This is a genomic window from Arhodomonas sp. SL1, assembly GCF_052060015.1.
In the GTDB taxonomy this organism is placed as follows: domain Bacteria; phylum Pseudomonadota; class Gammaproteobacteria; order Nitrococcales; family Nitrococcaceae; genus Arhodomonas.
Window position 1 is genome coordinate 108,297 of the sequence record NZ_JBPODZ010000009.1, and the last position, 10,537, is coordinate 118,833.

12 protein-coding genes are annotated in these 10,537 nt (G+C 66.2%); 7 read left to right on the forward strand and 5 right to left on the reverse strand.

The genetic code is table 11. From position 1 onward, the window contains the following. Positions 1 to 42: 42 nt before the first annotated feature. Positions 43 to 2,133, reverse strand: a complete 2,091-nt coding sequence (locus ACQ754_RS13235; RefSeq protein WP_440997508.1) for a S9 family peptidase — start codon at positions 2,131 to 2,133, stop codon at positions 43 to 45. Positions 2,134 to 2,264: 131 nt separating this feature from the next. Between ACQ754_RS13235 and ACQ754_RS13240 the strand changes: the two genes are divergently transcribed. Both ACQ754_RS13240 and ACQ754_RS13245 read left to right on the forward strand, forming a co-directional pair. Continuing rightward, positions 2,265 to 2,612 carry a PilZ domain-containing protein gene (locus tag ACQ754_RS13240; protein WP_440997509.1) on the forward strand — a complete coding sequence of 116 codons (348 nt, stop codon included), beginning with the start codon at positions 2,265 to 2,267 and terminating at the stop codon, positions 2,610 to 2,612. 122 nt (positions 2,613 to 2,734) lie between these two features. Next, complete coding sequence (locus tag ACQ754_RS13245) at positions 2,735 to 3,202, forward strand: FKBP-type peptidyl-prolyl cis-trans isomerase (RefSeq protein ID WP_440997510.1); 468 nt, start codon at positions 2,735 to 2,737, stop codon at positions 3,200 to 3,202. A gap of 79 nt (positions 3,203 to 3,281) precedes the next feature. Here ACQ754_RS13245 and ACQ754_RS13250 read toward each other — a convergent pair whose 3' ends face one another. The 3 genes from ACQ754_RS13250 to ACQ754_RS13260 are packed head-to-tail and all read right to left on the reverse strand — an operon-like array spanning position 3,282 to position 4,439. Beyond that, positions 3,282 to 3,830 (reverse strand): hydrolase, encoded by a 549-nt coding sequence (locus ACQ754_RS13250; protein ID WP_440997511.1) that lies wholly within the window; start codon positions 3,828 to 3,830, stop codon positions 3,282 to 3,284. Further along, entirely contained in the window at positions 3,811 to 4,023 is a 213-nt protein-coding gene (locus tag ACQ754_RS13255; RefSeq protein ID WP_440997512.1) for a DUF3565 domain-containing protein, read from the reverse strand. The genes ACQ754_RS13250 and ACQ754_RS13255 overlap by 20 nt, the downstream gene beginning before the upstream one ends. Next, positions 4,020 to 4,439, reverse strand: a complete 420-nt coding sequence (locus ACQ754_RS13260; protein ID WP_440997513.1) for a PaaI family thioesterase — start codon at positions 4,437 to 4,439, stop codon at positions 4,020 to 4,022. The genes ACQ754_RS13255 and ACQ754_RS13260 overlap by 4 nt, the downstream gene beginning before the upstream one ends. 139 nt (positions 4,440 to 4,578) lie before the next feature. On the opposite strand from ACQ754_RS13260, the gene ACQ754_RS13265 reads away from it, so the two are divergent. Next, the gene (locus tag ACQ754_RS13265; RefSeq protein ID WP_440997514.1) at positions 4,579 to 5,328 is read left to right on the forward strand and encodes a DUF2189 domain-containing protein; all 750 of its coding nucleotides are present in this window, start codon (positions 4,579 to 4,581) and stop codon (positions 5,326 to 5,328) included. A 287-nt stretch (positions 5,329 to 5,615) separates the two neighbouring features. Here ACQ754_RS13265 and ACQ754_RS13270 read toward each other — a convergent pair whose 3' ends face one another. After that, on the reverse strand, positions 5,616 to 6,746 hold the full coding sequence (locus ACQ754_RS13270) for a DcaP family trimeric outer membrane transporter (RefSeq protein WP_440997515.1): 1,131 nt from the start codon (positions 6,744 to 6,746) through the stop codon (positions 5,616 to 5,618). A gap of 364 nt (positions 6,747 to 7,110) precedes the next feature. Here ACQ754_RS13270 and ACQ754_RS13275 point away from each other — a divergent pair, with 364 nt between their 5' ends. The 4 genes from ACQ754_RS13275 to ACQ754_RS13290 are packed head-to-tail and all read left to right on the forward strand — an operon-like array spanning position 7,111 to position 10,419. Next, complete coding sequence (locus ACQ754_RS13275) at positions 7,111 to 7,890, forward strand: ABC transporter ATP-binding protein (RefSeq protein WP_440997516.1); 780 nt, start codon at positions 7,111 to 7,113, stop codon at positions 7,888 to 7,890. After that, on the forward strand, positions 7,887 to 8,594 hold the full coding sequence (locus ACQ754_RS13280) for an ABC transporter ATP-binding protein (protein WP_440997517.1): 708 nt from the start codon (positions 7,887 to 7,889) through the stop codon (positions 8,592 to 8,594). The genes ACQ754_RS13275 and ACQ754_RS13280 overlap by 4 nt, the downstream gene beginning before the upstream one ends. Positions 8,595 to 8,599: 5 nt before the next feature. Next, a complete protein-coding gene (locus ACQ754_RS13285) occupies positions 8,600 to 9,469 on the forward strand; it encodes a branched-chain amino acid ABC transporter permease (RefSeq protein ID WP_440997518.1) in 870 nt (289 codons plus the stop codon). Then, entirely contained in the window at positions 9,469 to 10,419 is a 951-nt protein-coding gene (locus ACQ754_RS13290; RefSeq protein WP_440997519.1) for a branched-chain amino acid ABC transporter permease, read from the forward strand. The genes ACQ754_RS13285 and ACQ754_RS13290 overlap by 1 nt, the downstream gene beginning before the upstream one ends. The last annotated feature ends 118 nt before the right edge of the window (positions 10,420 to 10,537 follow it).

Consider the following 10,537-nt stretch of genomic DNA (forward strand, 5'->3'; position numbering starts at 1 on the left):
CGGCGCCGGCCACCAGCAGCCGGCAAGGCGTCGTCGGATGCTTCACTGCTCGGACGACGCCCCCAGGAAGTGGAGCAGGAAGGCGTAGCGGTGTGCCACTTCCTCCAGGTACTGGAAGCGCCCACCCGGCCCGCCGTGACCGGCGCTCATATTGGTGCGCAGCAACAGGGGCTGATCATCGCGCTTGCAGTGGCGCAGCCGCGCCACCCATTTCGCCGGCTCCCAGTACGTCACCCGGGGATCCGATACCCCGGCGGTGACCAGCAGTGCCGGATAGGCCTGCTCGCGGACGTTGTCATAGGGGGAGTAAGACAGGATTCGGAAATAGGCCTCCTCGTCCGCCACGGGGTTGCCCCATTCCGGCCACTCCGGCGGTGTCAGGGGGAGGCTGTCATCGAGCATGGTGTTGAGCACATCCACGAAGGGCACATCGGCCACCGCCGCACCGAACAGCTCCGGGCGGTAGTTGAGCACGGCGCCCACCAGCATGCCGCCGGCGCTGCCGCCGTGGGCGACCACCCGGCCGGCCCGGGTATAGCCCTCGCCGATGAGATGCTCCGCGCAGGCGATGTAGTCGCTGAAGGTGTTGGGCTTACCCTCCAGCCGCCCCTCGCGATACCAGCGATAGCCGCGCTCCATGCCGCCGCGGACATGGGCGATGGCATAGACGAAGCCGCGATCCACCAGGGACAACCGGTTGGGGCTGAACGCCGGGAGATCACTGATGCCGTAGGCGCCATAGCCATAGAGCAGCAGCGGTGTCCCAGGGCCGGGACTATGGTCGCGACGGTGGAACAGGGAAATGGGGACGGCCTCGCCGTCGGCGGCGGTGGCCGTCAGCCGGTGGCTGACGTAGGCGTCAGGGTCATGGCCCGAGGGCACCTCCTGGCGCTTGCGTAGCCGGCGCTGCCGCTTCGCCATGTGGTAGTCGTACACCTCCGTGGGCGTGGTCAGCGAGCTATAGGAGAAGCGCAGGGTATCGGTGGCGTACTCGTAGCCCGCCGTCAGCGCCACGCTGCAGCAGGCCTCCGGGAGCTCGACGGTGTGCTCGGCGCCGCTGTCCAGCCGCCGCACGACGATGGCCGGCTCCGCCTCCGCGAGCTCCTGGCGCACGAGGTAGTCGCGGAAGACCAGCATCCCCTGAATCAGCCGCCCGGGCCGGTGGGGGACCAGGTCATTCCAGCGCTCCGGGGCATGGTCGCGCAACGGTGCCTCGCAGATGCGGAAGTCCTCGGCGTCGCCGTCGTTGGTGAGGATCAGCCAGCGCTCCCCATGATCGGCGATGCCGTACTCCACCCCCCGCCGGCGGGGCGCGAAAACCGCTGGTTCGGCGGCCGGATCGTCGGCGCTCAGGTAGCGGATCTCCGAGGTGGTGTGATCGTGGCTGTCGATGAGCAGGTAACGCCCGCTCTCGGTCTTGTCCACGCCCACGAAGAAGCCGGGGTCGGCCTCCTCGTAGACCAGCGGATCCGGGTTGTGCTCCCCCAGGGTATGCCGGTGTACCCAGCGCGAACGGTGGTCCTCATCCAACCGCGTGTACAGCAAGGTACGGGCATCGGCGGCCCACTCCATGCCACCGCAGGTGCGCTCAATACAATCGTCGAGGTCCTCTCCCGTGGCCAGGTCCCGCACACGGATCTCGAACACCTCCGCGCCGGCGGTGTCCCGGGCATAGGCCAGATAGCGGTGATCCGGGCTGTGCTCCGCGCCACCGAGGCGGAAGTACTCGTGGCCGGCCGCCTCCGAGTCACCGTCCAGCAGGACCTGCTCGTCGCCACCATCGCTGGGACGCCGACACAGCAGTGGATGCTGCCCGCCCTCACGGTAACGGTGGTAGTACTGCCAGGGACCATCCCGCAGGGGGACGCCGGCATCGTCCTCGCGGATGCGCCCGCGGAGCTCGGTGAACAGCTCGGCCTGCAGGGTCTCGGTGACTGCCATCATCGCCGCGGTATAGGCGTTCTCCGCCTCCAGATACTCCCGGATGGCCGGGTCCAGGACCTGGGGATCGAGCATCGCCTCCCGCCAGCGCTCGTCGCGCAGCCAGGCGTGCTCGTCGGTGCGCGTGTGGCCATGGTGGGTGATCTCGACGGGGCGGCGCAGCGCCGCCGGCGGAGCCGGGCGTGTAGGCAAGGCGGCGTCCTCGAATGGCACGTTTGTCCCCCACTTTAACGCATCCATCGGCCAGCCCGGCACCGCCCATAGACTACGGGCCCGCGGGCGCAAATAGTATCAGCCCGGCCATCAGCAAAGGAGGCGGGCCCATGCGTGACGCGAGGAGACACCAGAGGACGGTGGTGGATCGGTTCCTGCCCGTGCATGACGGCAGGACCGACGAACTCATCGGCTACCTCACCGATATCAACATCGACGGCGGGATGATCGAGACCAGCATGCCCCTAGACGTGGACGGGATCTACCACCTCCGGATCGACCTCAACGACGAGCCAGTGGAAGGGGCGCGGCAGGTGGAGTTCAACGCCCGCTGCATCTGGGTGCGCAAGGAAAAGAACGCGGTCTTTCATCACGTCGGCCTGGAGTTGGTCGACGTCCCCCCACACACCCGGCGGCTGCTTCAGGCGATCGCGGAGCATTACCACCTGGCTGCATAATGCCCGACCCTGTCCGGTGCGGGCGCCGACACCATTCATCGGCGCCCAAACCGGCGTCTTTTGGGTGATTCCGCCGTGGCGGTTATACTGTGCGGTCAACACATTGATTCCCAGAGGTTGCTATGCAGATTGCGAAGGACAAAGTCGTCGCCATCGACTACACGCTCAAGGGTGATGACGGCGAGGTCCTGGACGCTTCCCCGGAAGGCCAGCCGCTGAACTATCTCCACGGCGCGGGCAACATCATCCCGGGGCTCGAGAACGCGCTCGAGGGCAAGGCCACCGGCGACGACGTGTCCGTCACCGTGGAGCCGGAAGAGGCCTACGGTGAGCGCGATGACCGCCTCCAGCAGGAGGTGCCCATGGAGATGTTCCAGGGCGTCGATCAGGTGGAGCCGGGCATGCGCTTCCAGGCCCAGACCCAGGCCGGCACCCAGATCGTCACAGTGGCCTCCGTGGACGGCGAGACCGTCACCGTCGATGCCAACCATCCCCTCGCGGGCCAAACCCTGAATTTCGAGGTCAAGGTCGCGGACGTGCGCGAGGCCACCGAGGAAGAGCTCGAGCACGGCCACGTCCACGAGGGCTGAGCGACAAGCAGCCACGGATAAACGCTGATTGGATGGCGTTCATCCCCGTTTATCCGTGGCGCGCCCTAATCGCCACCAACTACCGCAAGAAGTTACGGCTGACCGCACGGAACTGCTCGGTCCCCGCCCGGTGCAGCCACTCGAAGGCCACCATCTCCCGGCTGACCACCTGCACGCCCAGCGAGCGCATGCGTGCCAGGGCGAGGTCGCGATCCGAGGGACTGCGCGAGCCCACGGCATCCCCCACCACGAAAACCTCATGGCCCGCCGCCTGCAGCCCGACGGCACTCTGCAACACGCAGACATGGGCCTCGGTACCGCAGACCACCATCTGCCGACGGCCCGGCTCGGTGATCCCCTCCAGACAGGGCGGATCCTCGGTACACGCGAACGCCGTCTTCTCCGCCACCACCGCCCGGGGCAGATGGGCCGAGAGCTGCTCCACGGTATGCCCAAGCCCGGCGGGGTATTGCTCGGTGACCCGCACCGGCACCGACAATGTATGGGCCACGCCCATCAACCATTCGATCCCATCGACGATGCTCCCGTGATCGTGGATGGCGGGCACCAGACGCTCCTGGACATCCACCACCAGCAGCACCGACTCCTCAGCCTTCATTAGCATCATTGCCTCCCGTGGAACACCAGCCGCATTCGACGCGCCGCCCTAGCATGGCACGCCGCCCCGTATCCGTGGTCACCCACGCCCGATTCTGCCAGGGCGGGAGGTGGCGGACATGCTGGGTATGGCCGCAGCCGAGCTCCATCACCCAGTGGCCCTCGGCGTCGCGGCGAAAGCCGAGTACCGTGGCGCGACTCATCCGCCCTCCGCCGCCCCCGGCGGGATGGAGTAGGTAGCCGTCACGTGGCAGACCGGTTCCTCGAAACCCTCGGAGCAGATGGTCACCTCGCCCACCGCCAGCCGTTTGCCGAGCTTTAGCATCCGCGCCTCCGCGATGAGATCCCGCACCGCCGGCCGGCGCAGGAAGTTGGCATTGAGATTGGTGGTGACCGCCAGCGCCACCGGCCCCAGGTTGGCCAGGATGGCCACATACAACGCCGTGTCCGCCAACCCCATCATGGTCGGCCCGGAAACCGTGCCGCCGGGGCGCAGGTGCTCGTCGCCCACCGCCAGGCGCAGCCGGGCCGTCATGGGCCCCACCGCCTCCACCCGCCCGTAGCCCTGGGGGAAATGCTCCTCAAGGAATGCCCGCACCTCAGCGGTATCCATCTCCATGCCTTCTCTCCTCGCGATATCGCTGCGCGCATGTTACGCCGCCGCAACCTCGAGGCGAAGGGCGGACCTTCCGCCCGGGGTACGGGAAGTGCTATCAAGGGCCCACCAAGAACCGAAAGATCGACGGAGGAGGAGCCGCATGGCGGAGAGCCAGGAACACGAAGCCACACCGGAATGGATCCCCGCACCCCATGAGATCCCCCTATGGGCGCCCTTCGGGTGGGTGCGCCAGGGTTGGCAGGACTTCCGGCAGGCGCCCTTCGAAAGCCTCACCTTCGGGCTGCTGGTCACGCTGATCGGGGTGTTCATAGCGGGGGGCAGCTGGGCCACGGGCAACCTCCTCATCCTCTACATCACCGCCGGCGGCTTCCTGCTGGTCGGGCCGCTGATCGCCTTCGCCCTCTATGCCACTGCGCGCGCGCTGGAGCAGGGCATCAGGCCCTCGGTAGGCGGCTGCTGCCGGGCCATGTTCGCCAACATCGGCCATCACGTGATCTTTGCGCTGGTGTTGCTGGTGCTGTTCCTGCTCTGGGCCCGCGCCGCCGCCATGGTGCATGTGTTCTTCCCCGCCACGGCAGATCCGGGCTGGCAATCCTGGCTGCCGTTCCTCGGCGTGGGCAGCGCGGTGGGCGCCGTCTTCGCCGCCATCGCCTTCGCCGGTTCCGCGTTCTCGTTGCCGATGATGATGGGCCGCGGCACGGATGTGATCACCGCCGTGATCACCAGCTTCCGCGTGGTGCTGGAAAACCGCGCCGCGATGTGTGTCTGGGGCGCGCTCATCGTGGCCGGGGTGCTCGTCGGCTTCGCCACCGCCTTCCTCGGACTGGCGGTCACGGTGCCGGTGCTCGGCTATGCCACCTGGCACGGCTATCGGGCGGCGTTGGGGTAAACCAAAAAAATGCCGGCCCCGAAGGGCCGGCAGCACGAGAGCTACGGGGAAGTAGGAGACGTGCCCGCCGCTTGGACACCCACCCAGGTCGCGGCGGGCACGCGGGATGAGCCGGGGCGAACTGCCACCAACCCCCGATCTCTTCCCGAGGATTATGGAAGCATCGTCACCATCCGTCTGCCTTGATCCACGTCAAGCGTGCGGCTGTTTCGGAGGGGAAGACCCAATAAAATGCCCCGGCGCATGGCCGGGGCAGAAGGCAACAATGGATATTGTTGTTGTGTTCTTTAGAACACGTACTGGGCAGCGAAGGAGACGCGGCTGCCGTCCGGGCTCTCCTGACCGGCGATGTCGGCGGTCTTCTTCTCCAGGTAGCCGTACTCGACACCGTAAGTGACACGGTCCACCGGCGACCAGAAGTAGTTCAGGAACAGCGCCTGCTGCTCCTCGTTGTCACCCGTGAAATCCGTATCGTCCTGCTTAGTGTAGCCATAGACGATGTTCGCGGTACCCGGGCCGGCGTCGAAGCTCGCGCCGATGCTGCCACCCCAGGCCTCGACGGTCTCGATGCTGCCGCCGTCGACATAGGCGTCGGTGCCGTAGAAGCCCTTGCCGGAGTGGTACAGGTAGCTGGCCGCACCGTCGGTGTAGTTGATCACACCCTGGATGCTCATGGCACCCATGTCATAGGACATGCCCACGAACGCACCGTAGCCCAGCTCGTCGTCGCTGTCGTCAGCCAGCTCGATCTGGCGCACGATACCGGCGACCGAGTAGCCCACGTTACCGGCGGAGCCCTCGTAACGGGCGCTCAGGGCCGGCAGGCTGTCCTTGGTCGGCACCACGGTCTGCGCGTCACCACCCGCGATGTTCGCCACCTTGGTGTTCGGATCCTCAAGGGCGATGGAGAAATCGCCGGTGGTGTAGCGGATCTGGGCGTCACGCAGGTAACGGCCCGGGTTGCCCGGCACGCCATTGAAGTCCACCGTCGGGGTGGCACCCACAAAGGAGGTGTAGTTGTTCCAGGTCTGGCCGGCCAGGATGCCGTTCCACTCGCCGTAGGCGTGGCGCAGACGCAGGGCGCCGCTGGCGGAGCCGAGCATGTCGCCCTCGATCTTGGTCACCAGGTCACTGCCGCCCATGTCGGTGACGGTCTGGAAACCGAGACGGCTCTGCCGCGCGTCGAGATCGGTGTAGCCGGTGGCCGGCTCGTTATCCGTGGTCGCGTTGGCATTGGCACTGGTGGCACTGCCCAGGTTCTCGTCGAAGTCGTACGACATCTTGCCGATGGCATAGCCGTAGATGGACACCGTGGTGTCACCGGCCTGGAAGTCGACGGCAGCGGCCTGGCCGGCAGCGGCCAGCGCCAGGGCGGAGACGGTGCCGACTGCGGCACCCTTGATCAGCTTATACGTCATGTTTTGTCCCTCCTGCGGGATGAGTTCAAGTCCAAACAACGAACGTCTTGCCGTTGCGTTTCTGCAACAAGCCAGGTCCTGCACCCGACAGGGTAGAGTATAGACCAAGACCTTCACCTTTTTGCAACATTTTTCTAAGCGCTGGTTGCGCAACGTTGTCTGGCTACCACAGTAGAACACATGGCCCGAGTTTGCCAGTGCCCGTCCACCGCCATCGTGACTGTTGTAAATACGCAACTACCGGCCCCGGCCACCGAGCATTTACTGCTGTTGCACCGCGCATTGCGATCTCTCGTGCATTCTTTAGACTTGCGGGTTTTGTGCCGGGACAATCTTTCGCTCAACGTCAAGTGGGGTGACGCCCTTGATTACCATAGACAACGTCTCCAAGGCCTTCGGCGGCCTGCAGGCGGTGCAAGGCGTCTCGTTCGAGGTGACCCAGGGGAGCATCACGGGGCTGATCGGGCCCAACGGCGCCGGCAAGAGCACGCTGTTCAATATGGTCGCGGGGCTGTTCCCGCCGGATACGGGCCGGATCACCCTGGACGGCACCGACATCACGGGCCTGCCACCGCATAAGCTGTTCCACATGGGGCTGGTGCGCACCTTCCAGATCCCCCATGAGTTCTCGCGCATGACGGTCCGCGAGAACCTCATGGTGGTGCCACCAGGGCAGTCCGGGGAGAACCTGTTCAACGCCTGGTTAAGATGGGGCCGTGTCCGCCGTGAGGACGGGAGGGTGCTGGACCGCGTCGAGGAGGTGCTCGCCTTCCTGCAGATCGATCACCTCGCCGACGAGCTCGCCGGCAACCTCTCCGGCGGCCAGAAGAAGCTCCTCGACCTGGGCCGGGCGATGATGACCGACGCCAAGGCCGTGCTCCTCGACGAGCCCGGGGCCGGGGTCAACCGCACGCTGCTCGGCAAGATCCGCGAGGCCATTCAGCGCCTGAACACCGAGCAGGGCTATACCTTCTGCGTGATCGAGCACGACATGGACCTGATCTCGGCCCTATGTGAACCGGTATACGTCATGGCCAACGGTGCCCTGATCGCCTCGGGGACCATGGACGAACTGCGCCAGAACGAGCAGGTCCGCGAGGCCTACCTCGGTGGCGGCATGAGCGGACAGGCGGGGGCGCAATGAGCACACTGCTGGAAGCGACGGGACTCTACGGCGGCTACGGCGGCGTGGACATCCTCAACGGCACCAACCTTCGGGTGGAGGCCGACGAGATCGTGGTCATCGTCGGCCCCAACGGCGCCGGCAAGTCCACCGCCATGAAGGCGGTCTTCGGGTTGCTGCGCATCCGCGAGGGGCAGGTGCTGTACCAGGGTCAGGACATCACCAACGCCACCCCCGAGCAGATGGTTCGGCGCGGTATCGCGTACGTGCCCCAGGAGCGCAACGTCTTCCCCTCGATGACGGTGCGCGAGAACCTGGAGATGGGGGCCTATGTCATGTCCGGCAACCTCACGCCGCGGATGGAACGGATCTTCGAGCTCTTCCCCAAGCTCAAGGAGCGGCGCCAACAGCAGGCGGGGCTAATGTCCGGCGGCGAGCGTCAGATGGTGGCCATGGGCCGGGCGCTGATGATCGACCCCCAGCTGCTGATGCTCGACGAGCCCACTGCCGGGCTGTCACCGCTGCTCATCGACGAGACCTTCGAGCGCATCAAGGAGATCCGGGACCTCGGCATCGGCGTGCTGATGGTGGAGCAGAACGCCAAGCAGGCGCTCGGCATCGCCGACCGCGGCTATGTGCTGGCCACCGGCAGCAACCGCTACGAGGATACCGGGCCCAACCTCCTGGCCAACCGGGAGGTCGCCGAGATGTTCCTGGGAGGCTGACCCCGATGAACGAGATCGCACAGCTATTCATCTACGGGGTGGTGCTCGGCAGCATCCTGACCATGGGGGCCATTGGGGTGTCGATGATCTTCGGCATCCTGCGCTTCGCCCACTTCGCCCATGGCGACTTCATGACCTTGGGCGCCTACATCGGCCTGGCCTTCGTGATGGTCTTCGGGCTCTCTCCCTGGTGGGCGCTGCCGGCGGCCATGGTCGGCATGGCTGCCGTTGCGGTACTCATCGACCGGGTGCTCTACCAGCGCATTCGCCGGACCCAACCGGTGATCCTGCTGATCTCCTCGTTCGGCATGGCGCTGATCCTGCGCAGCGTGGTGCAGCTGCTCTGGGGCTCGGACAACCAGACCTACGCCACCGGCATCAGCATGCCCTGGCGCTTCGATATCCTTGGTGGGTTGCGCGTGAAGCCCGATCACGTCTGGATCCTGCTCACCGCGTTGGTGCTGGTGGTTGCGGTGCACCTGTTCCTCACCCGAACCAAGATGGGCAAGGCCATGCGGGCGATGTCCGACAACATGGACCTCGCCCTGGTCACCGGCATCCCCGCGGAGCGGGTGATCATGTGGACCTGGATCATGGGTGGGGCCCTGGCAGCCGCCGCCGGCGTGTTCCTCGGCATCGACACCCGACTGCACCCGATGATGGGCTGGACCGCACTATTGCCGGTGTTCGCGGCCGCCATACTCGGCGGCATCGGCCGACCCTACGGCGCCATCGCCGGCGGGATGATCATCGGCATCGCCATGGAGATGTCGACGCTGATCATCCCCGCCGCCTACAAGCCGGCCGTGGCCTTCGCCATCATGGTGGTCATGCTCATCATCCGCCCTCAGGGCCTGTTCAAGGGGACGCTGTAATGGAGATCACCGGTCTCGCCGCCTACCTCGTCTCGTTCCTGACCTTCGCCGGTGTGTATGCGGTGCTCACGCTGGGGCTCAACATGCAGTGGGGCTTCACCGGGCAGTTCAACATCGGCATCGCCGGTTTCTTCGCCGTGGGCGCCTACACCAGCGCGATCCTCACAACCCCGGGCAGTCCCGCCTATCTCGGCGGCTTCGGCATGCCCTTCCTGGTGGGGTTGCTTGGCGCGTTGATCACCTCCAGCATCATCGGGCTGATCATCGGGCTGATCACGGCACGGCTGCGCACCGACTATCTCGCCATCGCCACGATCGGCATCGCCGAGATCATCCGCCTGACGCTGAAGAACGAGGAATGGTTGACCAACGGCGTGCGTGGCATCGCCGGTGTGCCCCGACCGCTGGCGGACACTTCGCTGGACACCCCGATCACCTACCTGGTGATCGTCGCCGCCTTCGTTGTGGGCGTGTATTTCTTGGTGGAGCGCGCCTACGTCTCCCCATGGGGCCGGGTGCTTCGGGCCATCCGCGAGAACGAGCCCGCCTCGGCGGCTGCCGGTAAGGACATCGCCCGCCTCCGGCTCCAGGCCTTCGTGGTGGGCTCCGCCATCATGGGCGTCGGCGGCGGGCTCTACGTCCACTACTTCGGCTTCGTCAGCCCCGAGGCCTTCCGGCCCCTGTACGGGACCTTCCTGATCTGGGTGATGCTCATCGCCGGCGGCAGCGGCAATAACCGCGGCGCCATCCTCGGCGCCGTGATCATCTGGGGGATCTGGTCGGGTACGCAGATGCTCACCGGCATGTTGCCCTCCGGGTACTCGACGCAAGCGGCCTCTCTGCGCGTGCTGCTTATCGGCGTGCTACTGCAGGTCATCCTGGTGACCCGTCCCCAGGGCCTGCTGCCGGAGAAGGCTCCGCGGCTGATCGCCCGGCGGGAAAAACGATAGCGCGGAGCGCTCGGGGCAGCGAGCTCCGGTTGCAAGGGCGGGGCGCGCTTGTATGTTTCTCCCGGCAGGCCTAGAAAAGGGTCTGTCGGGGTGGAGGGACGAGGCGCGCATCTGGCTT